This is a genomic window from Duganella kummerowiae (assembly GCF_053572355.1).
In genome coordinates this window covers 64,248-91,078 of sequence record NZ_JBKFEH010000015.1, presented here as the reverse complement: position 1 = coordinate 91,078, position 26,831 = coordinate 64,248, and the positions used below count along the sequence as shown (strand labels likewise).

Below are 26,831 nucleotides of genomic sequence, written 5' to 3'. Positions count from 1 at the left end.
GCCCGATTGCGATTGCACAAGCCGCCTCATTGAGATGTAGCATACCGTCGACCTGTCACCACTTACCGGAGATAGGCAATGGAACCGAACCAGCCCCGAACTGACGAAGCAGTTTTCGAATCCACGATACAGGCCTTGCAAGCCGAGCTTACCAATATAGCGGCCCATCTCACTATAGATACAAAGGCGCGTTCACTGTACGCGCAAGAGATCAAAAGTATGTCGGATAAATTGCGATCCGATGCCGTTTGCAGAAGGATCAGCTGGGGTGTAGCGGCACGTCAAGCACAGGAGGCACGCAATGTAATTATGGGCGTGATCAGAGAGCGCAGCACGCCGGTTGGTCGGGCATTCGCGGAAAGCTTGAAACGGACTGGGCTTTCGCTCAACCAGCTGATCGCCCTCAAGACTGCCAGTTTATATGGAAAGCAGGCGATCTTCTCCAGGCTGTCGGAGTCCAAACAAAATTTGATTTATGCGAGCATAGTCAAGTCAGCTGGCAATTCGAACGCAAGAGTTACACGTGCCATGAAGAACCTTACCCACGCGGCATGAGGCACATTTTTTCTGGCTGTGGCCTTATCCACCTACGAGATAGCAACATCGACCAATAAAGCCGCGGCATTTCAGAAGGAACTCGCAATTAATGGCGCGAGCATGGCGGGAGGCATCGCGGGGGGCGCGCTGGCTGGCTTGGCTTGCGGACCGGCAGCTCCGGTTTGTGTTACCGTGGGTGCGTTTGTCGGTGGCGCATTTGCTGCATTTGGTACGAGCTATATTTGGTAAACATGGCCTATGAAGTTATCTCATGTCCCCGGCTACGCCATCCGCCAAGTGACGACGCCCACCCCCGATAAGGCGCCGACAAGTGAAATCGTGATTACCGGCATACCGAGCGGCACAATAGTGGACGGCGCAGTGTTGGAGGCCGCGCTCAAGTGGAACGATTATGTACTCTTGTTCCTGAGCGACGACTGCCCTTTCGAAGAAACACTGAACATCTACCTCCTGGACACCAATTTGCAGGTTGCCGACCTGGCACGCATGTATCACATCTACACCGCCGCCGCTTTTTCGGACCTCGATCTGTCCCTTCCCGACACGGTCCGTTTCAGATTCTTCGGCGAGACAGTGTGGACCCTCACACTGTTCGCCGACAAAAAATTCATGCTGCCCATCGTCTCCGCGCCCACGGGCGTGCATCGGCCGTTCAGCTTCTTCCATCGATTCCAGCTGGCGCCACAGCCGCTGCCGGCCAGCGCAACGCTAGAACGACCGGGCGACAGTTAACACGGTCTTGCGCCGCCAATCCGCTCCGCTGGGTGCGGCGTTGCCATAGTAGACGTAGGTGGCCGGTGCGCCGCGCATGCGCACCAGGTCCAGCGACAGCTGCACATGCCAGCCCTGGTGTCCGGTGGAGAGGCCGATGCGCGCCTCGCTGCGGTTGCTGCGCGCGTTGTCGTAGGAGTGCAGATGGCCGCCATGCCAGAATGCCTGCCAGCGCGGTCCCAGCATCCAGCCGCCGTTGAGCTCTCCGTACAGGGTGCGCTCCCCCAGGCCCAGGTAGTCGGGCGAGTAATGCAAGCGCCCGCCCAGCGTTTCGCCGGACAGGCCGGCATACACCTCGCGGAAGCTCCAGTCCGAATGATGCGGAAACGCGTATGCGGTCACGCCCGCCTCCCAGGCCAGCCCGGACGGCAGCCGCTGCGCATAGCCCGCAAAGCCGGTCCACTGCGCGCTGCGATGGCGTTCCACCGCCAGCTGGCCGCTCACCACCTGCCCGCCCGCATACCAGCCGCCGTCGCCATCGTAGTTCATGGCCAGGCGCGCGGCCGGCTTGTCGTCGCTGAGCGACATTCCCCGGTACAGGTAATTCGAGAGCAGTCCCGCGCTGCCGCTCAGCTGCGCCTGCGCGGCCGGCGCCAGCAGCCAGGCCAGGCTCAGGGCGTATGTGCCAAGCGGCTGGCGGAACTGAATGGACATGCGCATGTACATTTCCCTGAAATGCGGCTGATGGTTGCACAAAGGTCTATCCCGGTCAACGGTGCGCCGCCTTCGTTCAGTACGATGCCCTCGCGTAGCCTGGCGACCGGCATCTGGGGCTTGATTTCCTCCAGCAGCGCCAGCATGCCGGAGACATGGGCGGCCGCATACGACGATCCGGCCACCATGCCCCATCGTCCGCCCGGCATGGTGGTGGGGATGTCGCGTCCCGGCGCCAGCAGGGGGCGCAGGCCGGTGCGCGGCGGCGCGCCGTCCGACGCCACCGCGAACACGCCTGGCGTATTGGCCGGAAAGCCGCCGTCGGGCCGGGCCGGATCGACCGCGCCCACCACCCGGATGCCGCGCGCCTGCGCCACTTCCACCAGCTGCTGCAGCAGCCGGTCCTGCGGGCCGGAGAGACTGAGGTTGATGATCTGCGCGCCGTTCGAGAGCGCATAGTTGATGGCCTTGGCCAGCGTGAAGCTGTTGCAGCGCGTCGCGGCGCCAGCCTGCCAGCAGGCCCGCAGCGCCATCAGCCGTGCCTCGGGAGCCACACCTTCGATGCCGACCCCATTGCCGGCGCGGGCGGCGATCACGCCGGCCACCGCCGTGCCGTGCAGCTCGGCCACATACGGCTGCTCGCCGACGAAGTTCTGCTCCACCGCCACCTGCCCGGCCAGGTCGGGATGGCTGCTTTCCACGCCGCTGTCCACCACCGCCACCGTGACCTTGCGTCCGGTGGCCGACTTGCGCACTTCGGCCAGCTGCCATGGACCGGCGGCGGGCTGCATGCGGTACAGCGGATCGCTGCCGCCCTGCGCGGCGAAGTCCTGGATGGCCTGGGCCCAGGCGATGCGTGGGTCATGCGCCAGCGCTTCCAGCACGACAGACGCCGCCGCACCGGCGGGCAGCCGCATGCGGTAGCAATCGACATTCAGTGCCGGCATGGCCCAGTCCTCCATCAGCTCGAGCCGGTACTCTTGCGCGACCGCCGCCGCGATGCGCTGGCGCGCGGCGCGGCCGGCGTCTTCGCGGTAGTTGGCGCTGCCGTAGCCGTCGGAACGGAAGTGCGGCGCGGGCAGGCGCAGCATGACCAGGATCTCGGCGCCGCCCTCGACCTTGGGCGGGGCGGCGGCAAGCTGCGCCTGCGGCGTGATGCGGGGCAGGTCCTGTCCCTCCTGGGCCAGGGCCGCGCCGCAGCACAGGCACAGGGCCAGCGCCAGGGTGCGCATCATGGCGGGGTTCCGGCCGTCAGCGCCTCGGCCGTCTCCACCGAGGGGTCGGCCCGCAGCGCCGCCAGCAGCCTGGCCTGGCGGCTGGCTTCCACGTCCAGCATGTAGGCGCCGGTGACGGTGGGTCCGCCGATGATCTGGGCGCCATTGGCTTGCAGGATGTGCTGCACGTCCTGCAGGCGGGCGTCCGGCTTGAATACCACCAGCAGGTCCGGCGTGCTGGCCGCGCCGCGTCCCAGCGCCTGGTAAATGGGCGCCTCGTCGCGCGGCAGCAGCTGCAGCGCGGCCAGCACGGCGATGGCGGCGAATTGCGCGCCTATTGCCCATCCCTGCCAGCCGGCGCCGTCCCACCAGGCACGCAGGCGCCTGGCCCATCCCCGCGATGCGGCGGGCGATGGAGGCGACAACGGCGGACTATCTCGCCATGCCGGCGCGGGTGACGACAGCTCAGGGCCTGCCGGCACTGCCGGCGCAGGCGGCGATAAGGGCACGCCGGCTGGCGATATCGGCACGGGCGGCGTCAGTTGCGGGCTGGCGCCCAGTGCGGTGGCAGGCGTACGCTCGGCCAGAGGGCCGGCAGCCTGCCCCAGCCGTGGCATCAGACGCGCCAGCGCACGTTCCGGGTCCAGGCCAGCCGGCAGCGGGCCTTCCGTCTCCAGCAGCTTGCGCTGCCAGGCCAGGTCTGCACGGCAGGCGGCGCAACCGGGCAGGTGGTCCTGCACACGCTGCGCCTCGGCCTGGTCCAGGGCGCCGGATGCGTACCAGGGCAGCAGGTCCTGCAGCGCCTGGTGTTCAGCGCCGCTCAATGCGGTTGGGGTACTCATTGCATCTCTTCCATATGATCGGACAGCATGTCCTTCAGCTTTTGCCGCGCATGGAACATGCGCGTCTTGACGGTGTTGACCGGACACCCCATGGTGTCGGCGATTTCCTGGTACGCCATGCCGTGGTAATAGGTCAGGCTGACCACGACGCGCTGCTCGACCGGCAGCGTATCAAGCGCCCGGCTGACGCCGCGCTGCAGCTGGCGCGCCGCCAGAGCGTGCTCGGGCTGGGCGCCGGCCTCGCCCGACTGGTCTTCCTGCGGCTCCAGCGGCTGGTCCAGCCCGCGCAGCGCCTTCAATCCCTGGCGATAGGCGATGCCGAAGATCCAGGTCGACAGCTTGCAGCTGCCGTCGAAGGTCTGCGCCTTCTGCCACACCACCAGCATGGTGTCGTTGATGACTTCCTCGATCAGCGCCACGTCGCGCGTCATGCGGTCCAGGAAGCGCGCCAGGCGGGAGAAATAGGCGCGATACAGGGCCTGGAAGGCGAGCCTGTCCCCGCCGCCTATGCGCTGCAACAACGCGATTTCATCCAGTTCATCCGACACACTTGCCCCTATCCGCATGCTTGTTTTTCCTCCAATGCCGTGAATACCGGTCCGCAGGAAAAAGGTTCAATGCCAGCGCAAAAATAAATACCCGCTTCATTTTGAACCACTTTCACGGCGGCGGGTATAGACCGCACAACATTAACGGATTGTTCAGCCTACGTGCCTGCCCCATCGCTACTGTGCGGCCCCGCCCTGCTCTCGCCGGACCCGATGGCGCTGGCGCGTTTGCTGCTGGTCGCGCCGCTGCTGGAGGAATGGATCATGCGCGCCGGCCTGCAGGAGTGGCTGCTGCGGCACACCTCGCCCGTCCCCGCCCTGCTGGCCAGCGCGGCGGCGTTCAGCGCCCTGCACCTGGGCGCCGGCCTGACGGCGGCGGCGCTGGTGTTCTGGCCCGGCCTGCTGTTCGGCGCCGTGTACCAGCGCTGGCGCGACTGGCGGCTGTGCGTGCTGTTACATGGATTGTGCAATGCGGGCGCCATCGCTGCTTGTGGAACCTGAACCCGCGAATATTCAACCGACTGGAGAAGCTATGAAAAGAATACGACCGCCCCACCGCAGCACGCTGTGCGTGGCAGGCGCCTGGGCCGTGCTGGCGCTATCGCCCGCAGCCGAGGCGGCCGACGCCCTGAATGGCAAAAGCCTGTACCTGAACGGGCCGGTGTCCGGCGGCACCGCCTGCGCCTCCTGCCACGGCCCCTCGCCAGCCAATAACGTGAACGGCATCCGCGCGGCGGCCAACAATCCCAGCGTGATCACCAGCGCGTTTGCCGCCAACCGCGGCGGCATGGGCTCCCTGTTCAACGGCAAGTTCACCGACGCCGAAATCGCCGACCTGGCGGCCTTCATCGGCAATCCGAATGTAAGCGCCGTCCCGGCGGCGGCGCTGGCGCCGGCCACGCTATCGTTTGCCGGCACCACCGTGGGCCAGGGCAGCGCGGCGCTGGCCACCACGCTCACCAACAGCGGCAACGCGGTGCTGAACATCAGCGCCGTAGGCGTGGGCGGCGCCAATGCGGGCGACTTCGCCATCAGCGGCGGCAGCTGCAGCGCCGGCGCCACGGTGGCGGCTGGCGCCAGCTGCAATGTGCAGCTGGTGTTCCGCCCCACGGCCGCCGGCGCGCGCAGCGCAGTGCTCAACATCAGCCATAACGCCACGGGTGGCAGCAGCAGCGTGGCGCTGGCCGGCACCGGCAACGCGGCGGCCACGCCCACCGTGGCGCTGTCGGCCAGCGCGCTGAACTTCGGCGCCCTGGTGGCCGGCAGCAGCTCGCCGCTCCAGACCATCACCGTCAACAACGCGGGCCAGGCGGCACTGGCCTTCAGTGGCATCTCGCTGTCCGGCGCCAATGCCACCGTCTTCAAGCTGGGCGGCAGCTGCGGCACCGCCTCGCAGGTGCCAGCCGGCGGTAGCTGTACCATCACCGTGAGCGCCACGCCGACGGCGGCCGGCGCCTTCTCCGCCAGCCTGAACCTGGTATCCAATGCCAGCAACGGCAATCTCGCAGTCAGCCTGTCCGGCAGCGCCAGCGCGGCTGCGGCCTCGCTGGCGGCCAATCCCAGCGCCGTGTCCTTCGGTTCGCAAACCATAGGCGCGGGCGCCACCACCCAGAACGTCAGCGTGACCAACCGTGGCAATGTGCCGGTCACCTTCACCAGCATCGCCGTCAGCGGCGCGCCCAGCGTCACTATCGGCAGCGGGGGCTGCGCCGGCACCCTGGCGGTGGCTGCCAGCTGCAATGTGGCGCTATCGTTCGCGCCCACCGCCGAGGGCAGCGTGAACGCCACCCTGCTGCTGCGCTCCAATGCGCCCGACCTGTCGGTGGGCGTCACCGGTTCCGGCACCTCGGCCGCCGTGGCGCGGCCGGTGCTGTCCGACAGCGCCCCGGTCGCCTTCGCCGATACGCAAGTAGGCCAACAGGCGGCGGCGCACCGCACCACGCTGAGCAACAACGGCAGCGCCGCGCTCAAGATCGCCTCGCTGGTGCTGGGCGGGGCCCAGCCGGGCGACTTCGCACTGGCGGGCAGCTGCGCCAGCGGCGCCACCGTCAGCCCCGGCGCCAGCTGCACCATTGATTCCAGCTTCAAGCCCACGGCTGCCGGCGCGCGCAGCGCCGACCTGGTGCTGATGACCGACGGCGGCGCCCAGTTCAGCCTGCGCCTGAATGGCAACGGCTTGTCAGTGCCAGCCACCACGCCATCGCTGGGCGTCAACCCGCAAGCCTTCGACTTCGGCAGCGCCACCGTGGGCGAGGCCGGCCCGCTCAAGCGCTTCACCCTGACCAATACCGGCAGCGCCGCGCTTACCATCACCGGCGCCAGCTATACCGGCCCGTTTGCCGCCGCCACCGACAGCAACGCCTGCGCCGCCTTCCCGCTGACGCTGGCGGCAGGCGCCTCGTGCGACCTGCCGGTGCGCTTCACGCCCACCTCGGCGGGCAGCGCCAGCGGCAGCGTGACGCTGCAGGCGGCTGGCGCCAGCTGGTCGATCTCGCTCAGCGGCCAGGGCACGGCTGCCCTCCCCACCGGCGGCGGCCAGGCGCAGAACCGTGGCGGCGGCGGATGCTCCGCTGCGCAGGATGGCAACGATCCGATGCTGGCGGCACTGGTGCTGTTGGCAGCCGGCGTGCTGGCCTGGCGTCGCCGCAGGGGACGGGAGGCTGGCGCCGCTCCGGCACTGGCCATGGGACGGCCTGCAGTGGGAACGGCGGGCCGGCACCACCGCATGGAACGCGGCATGGCCGGCGCCGGGCCCAGCGCGGCGCAGGCTGCGTATGGGCTTGCGCCCCGCGCAGGACAGGCATCGATGGTCATCGCCATGGCCGCCGTGGCGCTGGCTTGCGGCGCGCTTTCGCTGCCGCAGTATGCGTCCGCGCTGGAACAAGGCCAGCCTGCGCCGGCCTTCACCCTGACCGGCCCCGATGGCACGGTCAAGCTGGACCAGTACCGGGGCAAGCTGGTGTACGTGGACTTCTGGGCCTCGTGGTGCGGTCCCTGCCGCCAGTCCTTCCCGTGGATGAACGAGATGCAGGCACGCTATGGCGGCCAGGGCTTGCAGATCGTCGGCATCAACGTCGATGCCAAGGCCGAGGATGCGCGCAACTTCCTCGCCACCGTGCCGGCCCGCTTCGCCATCGCCTTCGATCCGGCCGGCAGCGCGCCGCGCGCCTACGGCGTCAAGGGCATGCCCAGCAGCGTGCTGATCGGCCCTGACGGCAAGGTGCTGTATGAACACAGCGGCTTCCGCGCCGCCGACCGCGAAACGCTGGAAGCGCGCATCAAGGCCGCGCTGGGAGGTGCGAAATGAGGCCGCGCCTCGTGATCGCGCTGGGCGCCGCCGTGGCCGCGCTGTCCGGCTGCGCGCTGCCGCCCGTGCAGCCGTGGGAAAAAGGCCAGCTGGCGCGCCAGGACATGCTGATCCAGGGCGACGGCCTGGCCACGCGCTTCAATGAACACATCTACGCCAGCAAGGAAGCCGCCTCGGGCGGCAGCGCGGTTGGCGGCGGCGGCTGCGGCTGCAACTGACAAGGAATTCCATGGATAACACCAAACAGCCATCGATAGGCCAGGCGCTGCTGGCGGCGGCCATGCTGCTGCCGGGCGCCGCACATGCCGAGACGGCGCCCGAGCGCGGCGCCATCAGCGTCAAATACCTGGACTACAAGGAAGACCAGCCGGGCCTGGACCGCATCCGCGTGCATGCGCCCGCGATCTCCGTGCTGGCCCCGGTGGCGGGCGACTGGTCCATTGCGGCCAGCGCCACCACCGACGACGTGTCCGGCGCCTCACCGCGCTACCACACAGCGGTCTCCGGCGCCTCGCGCATGGACGACCGGCGCAAGGCCGGCGACCTGGCCGTCACCCGCTATCTGCCGCGCGGCACGGTCAGCGTGGGCGCCGCCTTCTCGACCGAGCATGACTACCGCTCGCGCGCCCTGTCGCTGCAGGGCACTCTGGACAGCGAGGACAAGAATACCAGCTGGTCGCTGGGCGTGGGCGGTTCGGACGACGCCATCAACCCGGTCAACCACATCGTCGACCATGAAAGCCGCCAGAACTGGAACGTGCTGGCCGGCGTGACGCGCATCTTCACGCCGCTCGATATCGGCCAGCTGACCTACACCCACAGCAGCGGCCATGGCTATTACTCCGATCCGTACAAGCTGGCCGACAACCGCCCGCGCCAGCGCGACCAGGACACCCTGCTGGCGCAGTGGAACCACCGCTTCGTGGCCGCCAACGCCACCAGCCGCCTGGCCTACCGCTACTACCGCGACAGCTTCGGCATCAGCGCGCACACGCTGTCCGGTGAATGGGTGCAATCGCTGGCGGATGGCTGGACGCTGACGCCATCCCTGCGTTTGTACTCGCAGCGGGCGGCGGATTTCTATTTCGACCCGGTGTATGGCAGCACCGGCGCGCCCTTCCCGCCCGGCTACGTGTTCGGCGGCACGGCCTACACCTCGGCCGACCAGCGCTTGTCCGCGTTTGGCGCCGTCACCGCCGGCATCAAGGTGGCCAAGCAGCTGGACCAGGACTGGAGCGTGGACCTGAAGCTGGAACGCTATGAGCAGCGCGGCGCCTGGCGCGTGTTCGGCAATGGCAGCCCGGGCCTGGCGCCGCTGCGCGCCACCAGCCTGCAAGTGGGATTCACGCGGCTGTGGTGAACGGCGCCCACAGCTTCGCCTTCACGGCCATGGGCAGCAGCTGCGAAATCCGGGTCGTGGCCAAGCACGCGGACGAGGCGCGCCAGTGCGCCGCGCCGGCCATTGCCGAAGTGCGCCGCATCGAGCAAAAATACTCGCGCTACCTGGCCGACAGCGTGGTCAGCCGCATCAACTCCGCCGCCGGCCTGCATGCGGTGGAATGCGACGAGGAGACGGCCGCACTGCTGGCCTACGCCGACCGCCTGCACGCCGCCAGCGAGGGACGCTTCGACATCACCTCCGGGGTGCTGCGCAAGGCCTGGGATTTCCGCAGCGGCCGCCTGCCCAAGGCCGGCGCCCTGGACCGGCTGCTGCCGCTGGTCGGCTGGGGCAAGGTGGTGTGCGGCCAGGCCCGGGTGTTCCTGCCCCTGCGCGGCATGGAACTGGATTTCGGCGGCTTCGGCAAGGAGTACGCGGTGGACCAGGCGGCCCAGGTGCTGGCCGATATGGGCGTGCAGCATGGCTACGTCAACCTGGGCGGGGACATGCGCTTCGTCGGTCCGCGCCCCGATGGCACGGCGTGGAATATCGGCATCCAGGACCCGCGCGACACGGCCAGCACGGTGGCCAGCCTGCCGATCAGCCGCGGCGCCCTGGCCACCAGCGGCGATTACGAGCGCTTTATCGAGGTCAATGGCCGGCGCTATTGCCATGTGCTGGACCCGCGTACCGGCTTGCCGGTGTCGCACTGGCGCTCGGTCAGCGTGGTGGCGCCGCTGGCGATCACCGCCGGCAGCTGCACCACCACCGCCATGCTGCTGGAGCAGGACGGCCTGGCCTTCCTCGAGCGCTGCGGCATGGGCTACCTGGCCATCGACCAGCAAGGACATATTTTTCGGAGAACCCCATGAAACCGATATTCAACTGGCTGTGCGCGCTGTTGCTGGCGGCCTGCCTCCCGTTCGCGCAGGCGGATGATTTCCTGCCGCCCGAGCAAGCCTTTGTGCTCAAGGCGGAGCTGCGCGACGCCCATACCGTCATCCTGCGCTGGACCATCCCGGAAGGCTATCACCTGTACCGCGAACGCCTGTCCTTTACCGGCCCCGGTGTGGGACAGCCGCAGCTGCCGCCCGGCAAGCGCAAGTTCGATGAAAACTTCGGCAAGGAGATGGAAACCTATTACCAGTCGCTGGAGCTGGGCGTGCCGGTCACCGCCAGCGCGCCCTTCGAGCTGACCGTCGGCTACCAGGGCTGCGCCGATGCGGGCCTGTGCTATCCGCCGGTGGCGCTGACCTACACCGTCGATCCGGCCGCGCCGGGCGCGCTGACGGCCAAGGCGTCCGGGGCGACGGACACGGGCCGTGCGACCGATATCGGCAATGCGGCCAGACAGGCAGCCAAGCCAAACGCTGCGCTGCCGCAGGCGGCCACGCCGGCGCCGGCGGCACGTCCTGGCGCGGAGACAGGTGCGGCGCAAGGCGCTGCACCCGCACCAACGCCCGCCGAGGATGACACCTCGCTGGCCCAGCGCACCCTGCAAAGCGGCAGCGCCTGGCGCATAGGCGGCGCCTTCCTGGTGTTTGGCCTGCTGCTCTCGTTTACGCCCTGCGTGCTGCCCATGGTGCCCATCCTGTCCTCCATCATCGTCGGAGAGGGCAGCGTGACGCGGCGGCGCGGCCTGCTGCTGGCCGGTGCCTACAGCCTGGGCATGGCGCTGGTGTACACCGCGCTGGGCGTGGCGGCCGGCCTGGCAGGCGAAGGCCTGGCCGGCGCGCTGCAAAAGCCGTGGGTGCTGCTGACCTTTGGCGCGCTGCTGTTCGCGCTGGCCCTGTCCATGTTCGACGTCTACCAGTTGCAGCTGCCCAGCGCCCTGCAAAGCCGCTTGAGCGCCTCGAGCGGGCGCCAGAGCGGCGGCAAGATTGCCGGCGTGTTCATCATGGGCGCGCTGTCGGCCCTGATCGTGGGGCCCTGCGTGGCCGGCCCGCTGGCCGGCGCCCTGCTCTACATCAGCCAGACCGGCAACGCCGCCACCGGAGGCTGGGCCCTGTTCTCTATGGCGGCCGGCATGAGCGTGCCGCTGCTGCTGACCGGACTGTCGGCCGGCAGCCTGCTGCCACGCGCGGGCGCCTGGATGAACAATGTGAAAAAAGTATTCGGCCTGCTGCTGATCGCAGTAGCCATCTGGATGATCAGTCCGGTATTCCCGGTGACGGCCGCCATGGCCCTGTGGGGCGTGTTCGCCATCCTGTGCGCGGCCTTCCTGCGCACCGGCGAGGCGCTGCCGCCCGGCGCCGGGCTGGGCGCCTATGCGGCGAGGGCCCTGGGCGTGGTGCTGCTGTTGGGCGGCCTTTTCGAACTGGTGGGCGCGGCCAGCTCGGGCACCGACGTACTGCAGCCGCTGGCGCACCTGCGCGCCGGCCCGGCCACGGTGGCGGTCCGGGGCGGCGAACATGAGGAAGCGCGCTTCACGCGCATCCGCACCGTGGCCGAACTGGACCAGCTGCTGGCCGGCACCGACAAGCCGGTCATGCTGGACTTCTATGCCGACTGGTGCGTGGCCTGCAAGGAAATGGAGCGCATGACTTTTTCCGACGCGCGGGTGGCGGCCGCCATGCGCGGCATGCGGCTGGTCCAGGTGGACGTCACCGCCAACAATGCCGACGACCGCGCCCTGATGAAGCGCTTCCAGCTGTTCGGGCCGCCCGGCATCATCCTGTTCGACGCCGGCGGCAAGGAAGTGCCGCAAGCGCGCGTGATCGGCTTCATGCCGCCGGAGGCCTTCATGCGCCAGCTGCGGCGCACTGGCTGAGGGCTAACGGTAGGTCAGGTAATACTTGACCCCGGCCGCGTTCTGAGCGGCGCTGCCGGTCTGCACCAGCGCGATATGGTGGCCGTCCGCGCTGTGGTAGATGCCGATGCCGTAGCTTTGCTCAGTGCCTATCTTCGGCAGCGGCAAGTCCGTGGCCGGCAGGAACAGCGCGCCGGTGTAGCGCTTGTACACCGACGGGTAGGTCACCGCATAGTCGGGGTAGGAACCGCCGGTGGTGGCGATCAGCAGGGTTTCATCCACGGCCGACGAGTGGCTCAGGGAAGCCAGCTGGCCGGTCATGCTGAAGCGCCCGGCGTACTTCAGGGTATCGGTCTGGAAGTAATTGCCGGCCGAGGTGAACACCAAGTCCTCGGTCTCGCTCAGGTACAGCGGCGCCGACATCGAATAATCGCCATGATAGGGCGAATCGCCGCTGGCCAGCACCGAATTGGTCTTGGGATCGACGGTGAAATAAGAGATGTCGGCCGGCGACAGGCCGCTCGCCATCAGCAGCGCCTTGCTCTTGCTCTGGGCGAAAATGCCGCGCTGGGTGCCATAGAACTGGCCGCTCGCATAGTCCAGTTCGGACAGCTTGGCGCCGGTACGGGCATCGAGCACCGTCACCGCCGGCCGCACCCACTGGCCGCCGGTCTGGCCGATCAGGTAGGCCACCCCGTCGTTGGTGATGAAGGCGTCGGTCTGGGCGCCGCCGGTGGCGGCGGACTTGAGCAGCGTGGCGGTTTGCAGGTCGACCAGGCTCAGGACTCCCTCGTGCAGCACGGCGGCCAGCTTGCCATCTGCACTCAGCTGCAGCGACTTGACGGCCATGGGCAGCAGCACGGTCTTGATGGCGCCGGTAAAGGGATCGACGATCTTCAGCGCGTTGGGATTGGTGGCCACCGAGACCAGGCGATCCAGGCCACGACTGTAGCGCGTCTCCAGCGGCGCGAACGGCAGCGCCACCGAGCCGGCTATCGAGGCCAGCACCCGCACGTTGACATAGGCGATGGCCGAACGCTTGCCGTCGCTGACCGTGACCGACGCCACGTAAGTGCCGGCCAGGTCGGGCGTGAAGCTCAGGCTGGACGAGGACGGGCTGGCGATGGTGGCGGCGGAACCGGCCGGACGGGCGTCCAGGGCCCAGGCATAGCTCAGTTTATCGCCATCCTCGTCATAACTGAGGGCCGCCGAGGCGGTGACGGCGCCGCCCACCACGGTGGTCATATTGCTGCGGTCGACCACGGCCACCGGCGCATAAGTGCCGACATCGATGGTCAGGCTCTGTTCAGAATAGGCGCCGGCCGGGTCGGTGGTGCGCAGCAGCACCACATACAGGCCGTCCTTGTCCGGCGTCAGCTGTACGTTGGCGGTGGCGGATGCGGACAGCGTGGTGGCGCTGCCGGCCGGCTTGTCCGTCAGGCTCCAGGCATAGGTGATGGTGTCGCCATCGGCGTCGCTGCTGGCGCCACCGCGCAGCGTGACCACGGTGTTGGCCGGCAGGCGGATGGTGGGGCCGGACGCCAGCGCCACCGGGGTGGCGTTGCTGCTGATGCTGGCCACCGGACGGCTGTTCCTGACCGATACCGTGCTGGTGTAGAAGCTGGCCTCGCCGCTGCTGTTGGTGACGGTCAGCTTGACCACGTAATCGCCCAGCACATCGGGCGCGAACTGCAGCACCCGGGCTGCGGTGGCGCCCAGCTGTAGCGTGCTGGCGGAGGGCTTGCTGGACAGGCTCCAGGCATAGGTCAGCGGCTTGCCGGCCGGGTCGGTGCTGTTGGCGCCGTTGAGCGACACCAGGTAGCCCACCGACGCCTGGATGGTGGACCCGCCGGCGTCCTGCGCCTGTGGCGTGACATTGCCCACCACCACCACGGCTGGCGCCTGGTTGCGGGCCTCGAAGACAAAAATGGTGTCGGCGTAGGCGCCCTTGGGATCGGCGCCGCGCGCACGGACCCGGAAGGTGCCGGGAACGTCGGGCACGAAACGCACCGTCTTGCCGGCCGTGACCAGTCCCGCCTTGCTGGCCACGGGCTGCTCCACGAACTGCCAGGTTGTGCTGACGGGGTCGCCATCCGAATCGGCGCTGGCGCTGGCGTCCAGCACGATGGCGGCGCCCACGCTGACATCCTGGCTGGGCTTGGTGACCGGCACCGCCGTATAACTGACGCTGACCACCAGCGAACTGGCTGGCGGCGTGTTGTCCACCAGCACCGTGGCGCGCTGTTCCGAGGAAGCGCCCTTGCTGTCAGTGACTTTCAAGTTGAATACATAGGTCCCGCCCACGTCGGGTTTGACGGTCACTTGCGCGCCGGCGTTGGCGGCAATGGTGACGGTACTGTTGGCCGGCTTGCTGACCACGGTCCAGCTGAAGGTCAGGGGGTCGCCTTCGGCGTCGCTACTATTGGAGCCGCTGAGCAGCACCTCGCTGCCGACCGAGGCGCTGGCGTCGGCGCCGGCGGCACCGGCCCGTACCTGCCCGCCCAGCAGCATGGACAGGCGCGGCGCCGTATTGGCCACAGTGGTGCTGGACGATCCGCCGCCGCCGCATCCGGACAGCAGCGGCAGCGCGAGCAGCGCCGGTGCGAGCCAGCGCCACAAGCTGTTTGCAAGTTGTATTTTCATTATCTCTACCTGAAGTGGTGATTCGACGCCATTGTTCATGCAATGGCATTTCCAGGCAGAATTATAAAATAACTAATGCGGATTTACTAACTGATCAGCGTCCCGCCCCGGCGAGCTGCGGCCATAGGCAGCGGAGCGGCCTGTGGGCGGCGCCGGGCGGCCGCCTGTATGGCCCGCCCGAGCGGCGTTTCCACCCAGCGGAAGAAGGCCGCGCCGGCCGCCAGGCTGGCGCTCCAGGCTGCCGCCATGCCGGCGGCCTGCCATGCCGGCGCAGCCGGCATCATGCTGGTAAACACGGCGTTCACCAGCAGGCAGACCGGGAAATGGATCAGGAACACGGAATACGAAATCTTGCCCAGATAGCTAGTGGCGCGCGCCGCCAGACCGCCGGAAACAGTCTCGAGACGCCCGAACAGCACCAGCACGCAGGCCACCAGCACCGCCAGCGCGATGCGGCTGCGGTAGTGCACGCCCAGCGCCACCAGCCCGGGAAGCACCATCGTGGACATCATCACCATGGACTGCAGCGGGGTGCGGCGCGGATCGCCGGTCCACCAGGCCATCATGCCCAACGCATAGCTGCCAAAGAAGTACAGGGCCCAGTTATCCCAATCCGCGTCCAGATTGAAATACAACAGGGACAGCAGCATGCCCAGGGTGCTGGCCGCCGGCACCAGCCAGGGCAACTGCCGCCCTCGCGCCATGCGGCCGCACAGCCACAGCATGCCCACCACCAGGGCGTACAGCTGGAAATCGATGGCCACATACCAGGCCCCGGCCGACACGGACGGATAGCCGAGCACTCCGTGCAGGAGCAGCGCATGAGCCGCCAGCTGGCCCGGCGTGGGCAGCGGCGAAATCGAGTCGTGGGTCATCAGCAGCGCCGCCAGGGCCGAGGCCATCACCGCCATCAATGTCGCCACAAAAAATGGCGGCGCCAGCTTGGCATAGCGCCGCCGGATGGCGCCCAGCGGATCGGCATGGCCGGCGCCGCCCGATGGCGACAGCGATCTGGCCGCCAGGAAGCCGCCCACCACCAGGAACACTTGCACCGCGATGCGCGCGCTGGAACCCAGCCAGTCGATCAGGCCGGTCCACATGGGGCGCACGGCGTCCGCCATCGGGCCATAAAAGGCCAGATGATGCAAAACAATCAACTGGGCGGCAACGGCCTTCAGCAGGTTGATCATGCCCAGCTGGGGCGGCGTTTTCGCGATGGCTGCGACCTTCACTTGCTTGTTCCTTGTACGGCGTTCTGACGGGGCGCCATGATAGCCGGTTTGGCACAATTGTGACGGTACGATTACATCAAGAAACAGATCAGCCGGACCGGCCCGCAACCGGGGGCTTTCCTCCGCCGATGTATACCGGTCCAGGCGGCAGATAAGACCCGGTGCGTTCCGCATTATGATGGCGGTGCTGATTTATTTACGAGGCGCGCTGGCAGCACTTCCCTGAAGGAACGGCTATTCTTTATTCCGCCACGCCGCCGTGCATGAAAGATATCAGCCGGATATTATGCCGAAATAATAACCGGAGAATTTGGACGGTACGCGCCGAAAATATCCCCAGGCAATACCGCGCCATTTGCAGCCGGCCCAACCATTGCCCCGGATAATACTTCCATTCGAAACATGCGATGGATTTTTTTCACAAATCACCACCGGCCGGCATCCCCTTCCATGACGTGCAAAAGGGCATACCTATCCGTAGTCCAGGCTGCATACAGCGAAAATTAAACCAGAAATTGGCACGAACCAGACAATTTCTGGCACAAAGGCCGTATTTCTTCTTGACAGCACCGGGCGCTCGTCAAATCGCTGCAGGGCGGCCAGATGGTAAAACTGCCATACAGATATTCGCTGACGATAAAATACCCGCCAAATATCGCTCCCCGATCTGGCTGGATGCCAGCCAGCACCGCGCACATACGGGGCGGCGGCCGGAGGCCGCTTGCAATCAATGGCAACTGCGACTATGATAGCGGCCCTACGGGTCGTTAGCTCAGCTGGTAGAGCAGCGGACTTTTAATCCGTTGGTCGCAGGTTCGAATCCCGCACGGCCTACCAAGATGCAAACAAAACGCCAACCTCCACCGGTTGGCGTTTTGTTTTTCAGCGCCGCTTGCGCGCCGAAGTTTCAGTGCGGACGTAAAAACCCGGGTCTTTTTTCGCCACCCAGGCAATGAAAGCCTGGATGTCCGGATGGCCGCGCAAGGCTTCCCAAGTATGAAATTTTTGCAACAGTTCGCGCTCCGTGAACACGGAATGGATCTTGCGGTGACAGATTTTATGGATGGGGAACTGCTCCTTGCCCTTGAAGGTGCGCGGCACCAGGTGGTGGCGGTCGATGTTGACCGTGCCCAGCACCCGGCCGCACAGGGGGCAGCGCGGCTCGTCCATGGCTAGCGCCGGAACTTGCCCGGCTGGCGCCGGCGCGCGGCGGAATTCTGCTCGCGCAGGATGGAATCGACCCGCTCAGAGGCCTCGCGCGACAATTCCTGGGCGCGGGCGATGTCCGGGAAGTGCTCGGGCAGCCGGTAGGACAGCCAGGCATAGGCGGAATACAGGCGGCAGGCGTCCTCCACCTCCTGCAGGTTCAGGTAGGCGAGCGGCGTCTGCAGCGCGCCCAGGTGGGTGACTTTCTTGTTGGCCAGGGCCACCGCCCACTTTTCCCAGGCGTGCTGCAGCGCGGCCACCTTGGACGAGACCGGCACCAGCGACAAGGCAAACTTCTCCGCCACGCTCAGCTCCAGCGTATCGAGCCAGGCGGCGCGCTCGAACTGCTCCTCGGTAATACGCGGATAGAAAAAGCCGTCCGGCACGTCGATGTTGTGGACGAAACGCTTGAGCAGCTTGGCCAGCGCCTGCTCCCCCGTCACCGAGGAAATCCGGTGCAAATGCTCCAGGGTGGGCGCCACCGCGAAGCCAGAGGTTTTCAGCGGCACCGGCTTTTCACGCAGCAGCGAACGGATCACGGCGTGGGTTTCATCGTCGTAGCCGGCCACCAGCCCTTCCTCGTGCACGCCGTAGCGGCCGGCGCGGCCGGCGATCTGGCGCGCCAGCGCGGCCGGGATTTCCTCCTCCTCGTAGCCGTTGTACTTGACGCTGGTGGTCATGACGATGCGCTGTATGGGCATGTTCAAGCCCATGGCGATGGCGTCGGTGCCCACCACCACGTCGGCCGAACCGTCGCGGAAACGCTGGGCCTGGGCGCGGCGCACCTCGGGCGACAGGTTGCCGTACACGGTAGCCACCGACAGCCCCATTTCCGTCACCATGTCGCGCCACATCAGCACCTCGCGGCGCGAGAAGGCGATCACGGCATCGCCCCGGCGCAGGTTGCGCAGCTTGCGCACCGCGCCCGGCTCCACCGACAGCGGCCCCTTGCGCTTGAGCAAATGCACTTCCAGCTCGCACTCCAGGCGCGCCGCCAGCACCTCGATGGCGCGCCGCGCTTCGGGGGCGCCCACCAGGTAGACGGTGCGGGCCGGGGCGCCGCACACGGCGGCGGTCCAGGCCGCGCCACGGTCGCGGTCGGACAGCATCTGTATCTCGTCGATCACGGCCACGTCCACGGGGGTGCGGGTGTCCAGCATTTCCACCGTGCTGGCCACATGGGTGGCGCCGGGTTCCAGGCGCCGCTCCTCGCCCGTGATCAGGCTCACCGCCAGCGGCTTGCCGTGCGGCGCCATGGCTTGCAAACGCTCATAGTTTTCCAGCGCCAGCAGGCGCAGCGGGGCCAGGTAGACACCGCTGGGCGCCTTAGCCAAGGCTTCGATGGCCTGGTGGGTCTTGCCCGAGTTGGTCGGCCCCAGCAGGGCGATGAAGCGGCGCTTGATGCGGCGCGCCGCATCGAAGGAGGCCGGATATTCGGCCAGGTTGATGCTCTGCCGGGTGCGCTCGGCGTGCTGCGCCTCCATCTCGCGCTCGACCGCGTGGCCCAGGCGCTGGCGCAGGCGGTCGAATACGATGGAGGCCGGCTCGGTGATCTGTCCGGCCAGGCCCTGCAGGAAGGGTGCGGCGTCCAGGCCGCAGTCGTCGCAGGCGTCGGCCAGCTCCTGCACGAAACCGGACACCTGGGCGCGCAGCGCGGCTTCGGCTTCCGGGCTGGCCCGTTCCAGCAGCAGCTGGCAACGGGTGTCATGATCCATCTTGCGCCACTTGGAGGGCTTGGCCAGCACACCCTGGTCCGGCACCAGGTCATACGGCACGCTCATGCCGCCGTATGCGGCCTCGCCCCGGATGCGCAGGAACACCCGGCCCTCCTGGCGCGCCAGCGCGATGCCGCGCGCCGCCAGGCCCAGGGTGCGGCACAGCTGGTCGTCGTCCTCATCGCTGTCTGGTGGTGGGAGATGAGGCGCGGAATCGGTCATGGCGGGATAGGCAAGTTGGTACGTGCGCGATTATAACGTGCCCGCCTGGCGCGCCGGCCCCGGTCGCCTTTGTGTTCATCCGCCATTTCTGGCACCATGCTGCCCTTTGAGGACGTTTCAAAACGACCATGGCACCGTTACGGCGCCTGGCCCGGTTCACGTTTGAAACATCCTCTTAACGCCGACACTGCCATGCCCCAGACCCTTGCCACCCCCGCCCACCATGAACTGGTGATCAAGAAAAGCCGCTTCATCGCCTGCGTCCAGCCCATGGCCGACCGCGCCTCGGCCCAGGCCGTGGTGGCCGCGCTGTGGCAACAGCATCCGGGCGCGGCCCACGTGTGTTGGGCCCTGCTGGCAGGCGGCCAGTCAGCCGCCGTGGACGATGGCGAACCCAGCGGCACTGCCGGCCGCCCCATGCTGGACGTGCTGCGCCACCAGGACCTGGAGGGCGTGCTGGCCACCGTGGTGCGCTACTTCGGCGGCGTCAAGCTGGGCGCGGGCGGACTGGTGCGCGCCTACACCGACAGCGTGGCGCAAGCCCTGCTGGGCGCCGCCAAGGTCCCCATCATCAAGCTCGACACCCTGCGCTGCCAGGTGCCGTACGCCCTGGAAGGCTTGTTGCGGCGCGAGATCGAACTGGCCCAGGCCCGCCTGGACGCGGTCGAGCACGGCGACCTCGTGCGCTTCGAGTTCAGCCTGCCGGGCGCCGCCGCGCCTGCCCTGCGGTCGCGCCTGAACGAGGCCGGCGCCGGCCGCGTGGCGTGGCTGGATGACGAAGACGATTAATTAAGCAATCCTGGCCGCATGGCGGTCCTCAGCCGCGCAGCCGGAACACCCGCACCGCCTCCGACAGCCGCTCGGCCTGCTCCTGCAGCGAGGCGGCGGCAGCAGCGGCCTGCTCCACCAGCGCCGCATTCTGCTGGGTGGCGCCATCGATGGCGCCTATGGCCTGGTTGACCTGCTCTATGCCCAGCTCCTGCTCGCGGCTGGCGCTGTCGATTTCCGCCACGATGGCGTTGACGCGGGCAATGGCCGACACCACCTCGCCCATGGTGTCGCCCGCCTCGTGCACCAGGCGGCTGCCCTCGCCCACCTGGGCCACCGAGGCGCTGATCAGTTCGCGCACCTCCTTGGCCGCCGAATCCGAACGCTGCGCCAGTCCACGCACCTCGGACGCCACCACCGCGAAGCCGCGTCCCTGCTCCCCGGCCCGCGCCGCCTCCACGGCCGCGTTCAGCGCCAGGATATTGGTCTGGAAGGCGATGCCCTCGATCACGGCGATGATGTCCACGATGCGGCTGGAGGACTGGTGGATCGCGTCCATGGTCTGCACCATCTGCTCCATCACGGCGCCGCCCTTGGAGGCCACGCCGGACGCGCTGGCTGCCAGCGCACTGGCTTCCTTGGCGTGGCCGGAATTCTGGCGCACGGCGGAAGTCATCTCCTCCATGGACGCCGCCGTCTCTTCCAGCGAACTGGCCTGCGATTCGGTGCGCGCCGACAAATCCATGTTGCCGGACGCGATTTCGCCGGACGCCGTGGAAATGGTGTCGGTGCCGCTGCGCACGGTGCCGACAATGGCGTTCAGGCTGGCGTTCATGTCACGCAGGGCGCGCTTCAGGTCCCCGGTTTCGGAGCGGTCGCTGTCGCTGATGTCCAGCTGCCCGCTCAAATCGCCCTGCGCCACGCGCGCCGCGAATGCCACAGTCTGTTCCAGCGGCCCCATGATGGCGCGCTGCACGGCGCGGCCGAACAGCACCGCCACCACCAGCGCCAGCAGCACGCCGCCGATGATGCGGTAGCGCGATTGCACGACCGCCTCGTCGCCCACCAGCTTGGCGCGCTCTGAATTCTTCTCGATCAACTCGCTGAGATTGGCCATGCTTTTTTCCAGCACGCGGAAGCTGTCCATGAAGGGACCGAACTTGGCGGCCGCCGCGTCCTTGTCGCTGAAGGACAGGCGCACCATCTCGCCGGCGCGCTGCAGATAGGCTTCCATGTCCGGCTTGACGCGCGCGGTAGCCTGCTTGACCTCGGCGTCGGTGTCGACTTGCTCCATTTCCGAAATCAGCTTGCGGAACAGGGCGATGTGTTCCTCGGTATCCTGCAGCACTTCTTTTTGCGCGGCGGTGTCGCCGGTCAAGCTGGCCAGACGCGCGGCCAGCACGTCGGCGCGCAGCGCATCGTGGGCCTGGTCGGCCTGCAACTGATCCTTGATGGCGGCGCTGTTGGCGCTGATGCCATCCATGGCCTTGTCCAGCGTACGAACGGCGAAAAAACCGACCAGCCCGACCAGGCTGACAAACACCAGGGTGATCACATTCGACAGCAGCAAACGGTTCTTGATGGTCCAGTGCATGCGTTCCTCGGGTCAGAATTTGATGGAAAAGCCTGCGGTCCAGCTCCAGTCCGGGGTCTGGCGGTTCAGGCCGCGCGACAGGGCAGTGTCGACCTGGATGCGGCTGTTCAGCAGCCAGGCCGCGCCGATGTCGAAGGTGCTGACCGAGCCGCCATGGCTGGCGCGCGCGATCTGCGGCGCCGAGTATTCGACGAAGGTGCGGAAATCGTCAGTCCAGGATTTGCCCAGCACGATGCCGAAGATGCCGGCGGTGTAGCGCTGGCCGTTGTCGTCGCGCTGCCAGGCCAGGCCGGGCATGACGCCCAGCGAGAATTCATCGGGCAGCTCCCATTCCGCCGCCATGCGCAGCGAGCCGCCGCGCCCCGGGGCGCGGAAGGCGGCCGAGCCGGAGTCCAGGTCCACATGGGCCAGCAAGCCCACCGAGGGGCTGGAGCCCTCGCCATCGAGGACGTGCCATTTCACGCCCAGCGAGGAATCGGCATAGCCGCTTTCACGCACGCTGGGGCCGCCCGGATAGTCGGTGCGGGCGCGCAGGCGGCCATCCGTTTCGTAGCGCAGCTCCAGCGTGTCGCTGATGCCCAGGCGCAGCAGCGTGGGCGTGGAAAACAGGCGCTCGCGCACGCCGTCGTCGCCCTTGTTGCGGTCGATGGCGATGCTGGTTTCAAGCTGGAAGCGGCCCTTGCCAACGACATTGCTGGACTCGACGAAATCCGGACGGTCGGTGACGATTTCCTCCTCGGCGGCGCCAGCCAGCAGCGGCAAGGCACATAACAAAACGGCGCAGTTGCGCTTGAACTCCATCACTCCTCCCAGTGCTACGGCTCAGGTATGTAACGCTACCTGAAACCGTGTTGCTCTGGGGGGATTTTGTTGTTTTCCCGCCCGTGGGTCGGGGTGTCCGTATCCGGACGCCGTTGCGCGCAGGCGGGCGGCGCCAGCCCGGCGGCGCGCCGCCACATCCGTCGCAACCATCTGATTTTCAAGAGTTTATTGATCATTCAAGCGAGTGGCACGGGGCTTGCAAAGGAGATGGTATCGCTATCTCTCAAACGCACCATGGACCAAGCCATCGATACCCTCACGCTGCACAAGCGCCGCCGCCGCGCCGTGCTGGCGGGCGCCGCCCTGCTGGCCGGCGTGTGCGCGGCCGCCTGGGGCCTGAACCGCGCCGTCACGCCCAGTGTCGATGGCGCCAGCGTCACCCTGTCCGAGGTACGCAGCGGCAGCATCGCCAACACCATCAACGCCTCCGGCCTGGTGATACCGGTGCACGAGGAACTAGTGTCGAGCCCGATCCAGACTCGTGTCGCCAAGGTCCACGCCCGCATGGGCCAGCAAGTGAAACAAGGCGACCTGCTGCTGGAGCTGGACAGCCGCAGCACCGCGCTCGACATCGAGGCCCTGCGCGAACAGCTGGCCCAGCAGGAAAACCGCATCCAGTCGCTGACCTTGGAAAACGACCAGAAGCGCAAGCAGATCGTCAGCGCCATCGAGCTGCTGGAGCTGGACCTGCAAGCCAACCGCGTCAAGCTGGGCCGCTACCAGACCTTGCGCAAGGCCGGCGGCGTCTCGGCCGAAGACTTGCTGACGGCCGAACTGAACGTGCAGCGCACCGAAATCCAGCTGCGCCAGCAGCGCGAACTCATACAGGACAACCAGCGCGGCACGCAAAGCAATATCGAGGGCGCCCGCCTGCAGAAATCCATCCTGCAAAAGCAGCTGGCGCGCCAGCAGGATGTGCTGGCCCAGACCCAGGTACGGGCCCCCTTTGCCGGCATGCTGACCTGGCTGTTGGCCGACGAAGGCGCCAGCCTGGCCACCGGACAGCTGGTGGCGCGCGTCTCCGAGCTGGACAACTTCAAGGTGGAAGCCTCGCTGTCCGACTTCCACGCCCGCAGCCTCACGCCCGGCCAGCGCGTGCGGGTGGAGCAGAACGGCACCGTGCTGCAAGGCCAGGTGCAGACCGTGCTGCCGGAAATCCAGAACGGCACCGTCAAGCTGCTGGTCACCCTGGAGCAGCCGCACCACCCCATGCTGCGCAACAAGCTGCGGGTGGACGTCAACATCATCACCGAGCAGAAAGCCAAGACCCTACTGGCCGATGCCGGTCCGGCCCTGAACGGACGCGGCCCGCAGCCGGTGTTCGTGCTGCGCGACGGCGTGGCGCGCAAGACCACCGTCGACCTGGGCGCCAGCGACGGCAAGTCGGTGGAAATCCTGTCCGGCGCGCGCGCCGGCGACCGCCTCATCGTTTCCGACACCAGCAATTTCAAGGAACGCGACAGCATCCGCGTCTCCCATTAACTCCCGAGGCATACATGATCAAATTGAAGAACGTCAGCAAGACCTACCAGACCGACAAGGTCGAAACCCTGGCCCTCAAGGACATCGACCTGCACATCAAGCAGGCGGAGTTCGTCTGCATCATGGGCCCCAGCGGCTGCGGCAAGAGCACCCTGCTCAACCTGATCGGCCTGCTGGACCGGCCTGGCGCAGGCTCGGTCCAGATCGGCAACCGCGTGGTCGAGAACTACCAGGACAAGCACGTGGCCCAGCTGCGCAACCACGCCTTCGGTTTCATCTTCCAGAGCTTCCACCTGATTAACGACCTGCGGGTGATCGACAATGTCGAGCTGCCACTGCTGTACCGCAAGCTGCCCGCCGGCCAGCGCCGCCAGCTGGCCCGCGCCGCGCTGGAAAAGGTGGGACTGGGCGCACGCATGGAGCATTATCCCAACCAGCTGTCGGGCGGCCAGCAGCAGCGCGTGGCGATTGCCCGCGCCATCGTCGGCCAGCCGCACATCCTGCTGGCGGACGAACCGACCGGCAACCTGGACAGCAAAATGGGCGCCGAGATCATGGACCTGCTGCTGCAGCTCAACGCCGAAGGCACGACCGTGGTCATGGTCACCCACGACGAGCGCGAAGCGAGCCGCGCGCACCGCACCGTGCGCGTGTTCGACGGCCAGCTGGTCGCCTGAAGGGAGCGCCATGCTACGCAACTACCTGCTGACCGCCTACAAGGTCTTCCTGCGCCGCAAGCTGTTCACCGCCATCAACCTGCTGTGCATCGTGCTCACCCTGGTGGTGCTGATGGTGGTCACGGCGCTGCTGCAGAACGCCTTCTACCCCACCGGCGTGGAGCACCGCAGCGAGCGCTTCGTGCAAATCGTCATGGCGCAGTACAAGGGCCCGCACGCCGAGCGGCGCGGCCCGCTGGGCTACAAGTTCATCGACCGCGACCTGCGCCACCTGCCCTCGGCGGTGGCGGTGGCGGCGGTCAGCTGGCCGCAAACGCTGTCGGCCTACCAGCCGGGACGCGTGACCACCGTGCAAATCCGCTACGCCGACGCCGACTACTGGAAGATCATGGACTTCAAGCTGCTGGGCGGCCGCCTGCCGACCGCGGACGATGTCGCCAGCGCACGCTACGTGACCGTCATCAACGACAGCATGGCGCGCCAGTTGTTTCCCGGCCAGTCCGCGCTGCAGCAAAAACTCAACGTGGGCGGCGTGAACTACACCATCATCGGCGTGGTGGAGGACACCCTGCAGCTCAACAGCTATGCCGACCTGTGGGCGCCGATCACCACCATGCCGGGCGCCGACTACCGCCAGGCCGAAAGCGGCACCCTGACGGCGCTGCTGATGGCGCGCAGCGCCGGGGAGCTGCCGGCCCTCAAGCGAGAGATCGAGCAAGCCGCCGGCAAGGTCCAGTTCAATGATCCGCGCCGCTGGAGCAAGGCCAGCTTCTGGGGCGACAGCAAGCTGGACGTGGTGGCCCGCACGCTGATGAACAGCGAGGGCAGCGACGCCGGCGGCGCCAAACTGCTGTCCATGATTGCTGCCGCCATGCTGCTGTTCATGCTGCTGCCCGCCCTCAACCTGGTCAACCTGAACACGGGACGCATCCTGGAACGCAGCGCCGAGATCGGCGTGCGCAAGGCCTTCGGCGCCACCAGCGCCCAGATGGCCGGCCAGCTGCTGCTGGAAAACGTGCTGCTGTGCCTGGCAGGCGGCGCGCTCGGCCTGGCCGCCACGGCCGGCGTGCTGTGGTGGCTGGAAGGTTCCGGCCTCATCCCCTATCTCAAAGTACAAATGAACTGGACCGTGTTCGCGCTGGGCCTCTTGATCACCCTGGTGTTCGGCCTGCTGTCCGGCGTGCTGCCGGCCTGGAAAATGTCGCGCCTGGACCCGGTCCACGCCCTGAAAGGAACTGCCTGATGCTGCGCCACCTGTTCAAACTGATCTGGAAACGCAAGACCCGCAACCTGCTGCTGAGCGCGGAAATCCTGCTGGCCTTCGTGATCGTGTTCTGCGTGGCCGTGGTGGCCGTGCAAAACTACCGGCTGTACCAGCGCCCGCTGGGCTTCCAGTATGCCGACGTGTGGACCGTGGAATTCAACCCGGTCGACGATGAACTGTCGAGCAACGGGGTCGACGTCTACCGCCAGCTGCACGATACCCTGGCCGCGCTGCCCCAGGTGCGCGGCGTGGCCTTCAGCGAGCATCCCACCTTCGACATGTCCACCATGAGCACCGGCGTCAACACGCTGGACAAGCACATCGCCGTCAAGACCCAGATACTGCAGGTCAGCGACGATTTCTTCGCCATGCACGGCATGATGCTCAATGCGGGCCGCTGGTTCTCGCCGGCCGACGATGGCCAGGCCGACACCCCGGTGGTGGTCAACCGCCGCCTGGCCGAGCAGCTGTTCCCCGGACGGTCGGCGGTTGGCCAGGTGTATGAGCTGGAGCACGCGCCCGAGGAAAAGGCCGAGCGCCACCGCGTGGTCGGCGTGATCGAGGACTTCCGTCCCAAGGGCGAGTTCATGGAGCCGGTCAACCTGGCGCTGTTCCGCTTCAACCCGGTGGCCCCCCATCTGGACATGCGCACGCTCTATGTCAAGGTGGCGCCGGGCACGCCACGCGCCTTCGAGGCCGAACTCAACGAGCGTTTGCACCAGGTGCGCCCGAAATGGTCCTACACCATCAAGACCAGCGCCGAGATGCGCGATTCCATGTTCAGGCTGCAACTGGTGCCGCTCAAGCTGCTGGCCGTGGTGGCCGCCTTCCTGCTGGCCATGGTGGCGTTCGGGCTGTTCGGCGTGCTGTGGCAGAACATCACCCAGCGCATTCCGGAGATCGGCTTGCGGCGCGCCCTGGGCGCCAGCGCCGGCGACATCGCGCGCCAGATCGTGTGGGAACAGCTGCTGCTCAGTTCCGGCGCAGTGCTGGTGGGACTGGTGCTGCTGGCCCAGCTGCCGCTAACCGGCGCCTTCGACAGCCTGGACTGGACCGTGTTCAGCGCGGCGGCGGCGCTATCGGCGGGCGTCATCTATCTGCTATCCTTGCTGTGCTCGTTGTATCCGGGCTGGCGCGCCGCGCGCCTGAACCCGACAGCGGCCCTGCGCCACGAATAACGAATTC

General features: G+C 67.2%; 23 protein-coding genes and 1 tRNA gene. 14 read left to right on the top strand and 10 right to left on the bottom strand.

Translation table 11 applies throughout. The features are described from left to right. Positions 1 to 78: 78 nt before the first annotated feature. A complete protein-coding gene (locus ACLB1G_RS20000; RefSeq protein WP_491628996.1) occupies positions 79 to 555 on the top strand; it encodes a hypothetical protein in 477 nt (158 codons plus the stop codon). Positions 556 to 795: 240 nt separating this feature from the next. Then, positions 796 to 1,290: a hypothetical protein gene (locus ACLB1G_RS19995; RefSeq protein WP_491628995.1), complete on the top strand. Its 495-nt coding sequence runs from the start codon at positions 796 to 798 to the stop codon at positions 1,288 to 1,290. Here ACLB1G_RS19995 and ACLB1G_RS19990 read toward each other — a convergent pair. Genes ACLB1G_RS19990 through ACLB1G_RS19975 form a run of 4 tightly spaced genes read right to left on the bottom strand, consistent with a single transcriptional unit; the run spans position 1,267 to position 4,605 of the window. Continuing rightward, entirely contained in the window at positions 1,267 to 1,989 is a 723-nt protein-coding gene (locus tag ACLB1G_RS19990) for a TorF family putative porin (protein WP_491628994.1), read from the bottom strand. The genes ACLB1G_RS19995 and ACLB1G_RS19990 overlap by 24 nt on opposite strands. Further along, a complete protein-coding gene (locus ACLB1G_RS19985) occupies positions 1,941 to 3,218 on the bottom strand; it encodes a S8 family peptidase (protein WP_491628993.1) in 1,278 nt (425 codons plus the stop codon). The genes ACLB1G_RS19990 and ACLB1G_RS19985 overlap by 49 nt, the downstream gene beginning before the upstream one ends. Beyond that, positions 3,215 to 4,039 carry a zf-HC2 domain-containing protein gene (locus ACLB1G_RS19980; protein WP_491628992.1) on the bottom strand — a complete coding sequence of 275 codons (825 nt, stop codon included), beginning with the start codon at positions 4,037 to 4,039 and terminating at the stop codon, positions 3,215 to 3,217. Before ACLB1G_RS19980 ends, ACLB1G_RS19985 begins: the two co-directional genes overlap by 4 nt. Next, positions 4,036 to 4,605, bottom strand: coding sequence for an RNA polymerase sigma factor (locus ACLB1G_RS19975; protein ID WP_491628991.1), 570 nt, complete (start codon positions 4,603 to 4,605; stop codon positions 4,036 to 4,038). Before ACLB1G_RS19975 ends, ACLB1G_RS19980 begins: the two co-directional genes overlap by 4 nt. A gap of 144 nt (positions 4,606 to 4,749) precedes the next feature. On the opposite strand from ACLB1G_RS19975, the gene mrtJ reads away from it, so the two are divergent. The 6 genes from mrtJ to dsbD are packed head-to-tail and all read left to right on the top strand — an operon-like array spanning position 4,750 to position 12,042. Then, complete coding sequence (mrtJ, locus tag ACLB1G_RS19970) at positions 4,750 to 5,088, top strand: JDVT-CTERM system glutamic-type intramembrane protease MrtJ (RefSeq protein ID WP_491628990.1); 339 nt, start codon at positions 4,750 to 4,752, stop codon at positions 5,086 to 5,088. A 31-nt stretch (positions 5,089 to 5,119) separates the two neighbouring features. Continuing rightward, on the top strand, positions 5,120 to 7,894 hold the full coding sequence (locus ACLB1G_RS19965) for a choice-of-anchor D domain-containing protein (RefSeq protein WP_491628989.1): 2,775 nt from the start codon (positions 5,120 to 5,122) through the stop codon (positions 7,892 to 7,894). Next, positions 7,891 to 8,112 (top strand): DUF4266 domain-containing protein, encoded by a 222-nt coding sequence (locus tag ACLB1G_RS19960; RefSeq protein ID WP_491628988.1) that lies wholly within the window; start codon positions 7,891 to 7,893, stop codon positions 8,110 to 8,112. Before ACLB1G_RS19965 ends, ACLB1G_RS19960 begins: the two co-directional genes overlap by 4 nt. An 11-nt stretch (positions 8,113 to 8,123) precedes the next feature. Beyond that, a complete protein-coding gene (locus ACLB1G_RS19955) occupies positions 8,124 to 9,254 on the top strand; it encodes a DUF3570 domain-containing protein (RefSeq protein ID WP_491628987.1) in 1,131 nt (376 codons plus the stop codon). Beyond that, positions 9,251 to 10,144, top strand: a complete 894-nt coding sequence (locus tag ACLB1G_RS19950; RefSeq protein ID WP_491628986.1) for an FAD:protein FMN transferase — start codon at positions 9,251 to 9,253, stop codon at positions 10,142 to 10,144. The genes ACLB1G_RS19955 and ACLB1G_RS19950 overlap by 4 nt, the downstream gene beginning before the upstream one ends. Next, on the top strand, positions 10,141 to 12,042 hold the full coding sequence (gene dsbD / locus ACLB1G_RS19945) for a protein-disulfide reductase DsbD (RefSeq protein WP_491628985.1): 1,902 nt from the start codon (positions 10,141 to 10,143) through the stop codon (positions 12,040 to 12,042). Before ACLB1G_RS19950 ends, dsbD begins: the two co-directional genes overlap by 4 nt. A gap of 3 nt (positions 12,043 to 12,045) precedes the next feature. On the opposite strand, the gene ACLB1G_RS19940 is transcribed toward dsbD, so the two are convergent. Both ACLB1G_RS19940 and ACLB1G_RS19935 read right to left on the bottom strand, forming a co-directional pair. Continuing rightward, on the bottom strand, positions 12,046 to 14,664 hold the full coding sequence (locus ACLB1G_RS19940; RefSeq protein ID WP_491628984.1) for a YncE family protein: 2,619 nt from the start codon (positions 14,662 to 14,664) through the stop codon (positions 12,046 to 12,048). Positions 14,665 to 14,750: 86 nt separating this feature from the next. Continuing rightward, a complete protein-coding gene (locus ACLB1G_RS19935; protein ID WP_491628983.1) occupies positions 14,751 to 15,896 on the bottom strand; it encodes an acyltransferase family protein in 1,146 nt (381 codons plus the stop codon). A 761-nt stretch (positions 15,897 to 16,657) separates the two neighbouring features. On the opposite strand from ACLB1G_RS19935, the gene ACLB1G_RS19930 reads away from it, so the two are divergent. Further along, positions 16,658 to 16,733: transfer RNA gene (locus ACLB1G_RS19930), tRNA-Lys, on the top strand. 45 nt (positions 16,734 to 16,778) lie between these two features. Here ACLB1G_RS19930 and ACLB1G_RS19925 read toward each other — a convergent pair. Further along, entirely contained in the window at positions 16,779 to 17,066 is a 288-nt protein-coding gene (locus tag ACLB1G_RS19925; protein ID WP_491628982.1) for a hypothetical protein, read from the bottom strand. 2 nt (positions 17,067 to 17,068) lie between these two features. Continuing rightward, entirely contained in the window at positions 17,069 to 19,039 is a 1,971-nt protein-coding gene (locus tag ACLB1G_RS19920) for a helicase-related protein (protein WP_491628981.1), read from the bottom strand. A 192-nt stretch (positions 19,040 to 19,231) separates the two neighbouring features. Between ACLB1G_RS19920 and ACLB1G_RS19915 the strand changes: the two genes are divergently transcribed. Continuing rightward, positions 19,232 to 19,828 (top strand): IMPACT family protein, encoded by a 597-nt coding sequence (locus ACLB1G_RS19915; RefSeq protein ID WP_491628980.1) that lies wholly within the window; start codon positions 19,232 to 19,234, stop codon positions 19,826 to 19,828. A gap of 28 nt (positions 19,829 to 19,856) precedes the next feature. Here the strand turns inward: ACLB1G_RS19915 and ACLB1G_RS19910 are convergent, their stop codons facing one another. Together ACLB1G_RS19910 and ACLB1G_RS19905 are read right to left on the bottom strand one after the other, a co-directional pair. Next, positions 19,857 to 21,401 (bottom strand): methyl-accepting chemotaxis protein, encoded by a 1,545-nt coding sequence (locus ACLB1G_RS19910; RefSeq protein ID WP_491628979.1) that lies wholly within the window; start codon positions 21,399 to 21,401, stop codon positions 19,857 to 19,859. A gap of 12 nt (positions 21,402 to 21,413) precedes the next feature. Next, entirely contained in the window at positions 21,414 to 22,202 is a 789-nt protein-coding gene (locus ACLB1G_RS19905; RefSeq protein WP_491628978.1) for a transporter, read from the bottom strand. Positions 22,203 to 22,457: 255 nt separating this feature from the next. Here ACLB1G_RS19905 and ACLB1G_RS19900 point away from each other — a divergent pair, with 255 nt between their 5' ends. The 4 genes from ACLB1G_RS19900 to ACLB1G_RS19885 are packed head-to-tail and all read left to right on the top strand — an operon-like array spanning position 22,458 to position 26,824. Further along, on the top strand, positions 22,458 to 23,705 hold the full coding sequence (locus ACLB1G_RS19900; protein ID WP_491628977.1) for an efflux RND transporter periplasmic adaptor subunit: 1,248 nt from the start codon (positions 22,458 to 22,460) through the stop codon (positions 23,703 to 23,705). A 14-nt stretch (positions 23,706 to 23,719) separates the two neighbouring features. After that, on the top strand, positions 23,720 to 24,382 hold the full coding sequence (locus ACLB1G_RS19895) for an ABC transporter ATP-binding protein (protein WP_491628976.1): 663 nt from the start codon (positions 23,720 to 23,722) through the stop codon (positions 24,380 to 24,382). Positions 24,383 to 24,392: 10 nt separating this feature from the next. Then, positions 24,393 to 25,625, top strand: a complete 1,233-nt coding sequence (locus ACLB1G_RS19890) for an ABC transporter permease (protein WP_491628975.1) — start codon at positions 24,393 to 24,395, stop codon at positions 25,623 to 25,625. After that, complete coding sequence (locus tag ACLB1G_RS19885; protein WP_491628974.1) at positions 25,625 to 26,824, top strand: ABC transporter permease; 1,200 nt, start codon at positions 25,625 to 25,627, stop codon at positions 26,822 to 26,824. The genes ACLB1G_RS19890 and ACLB1G_RS19885 overlap by 1 nt, the downstream gene beginning before the upstream one ends. The last annotated feature ends 7 nt before the right edge of the window (positions 26,825 to 26,831 follow it).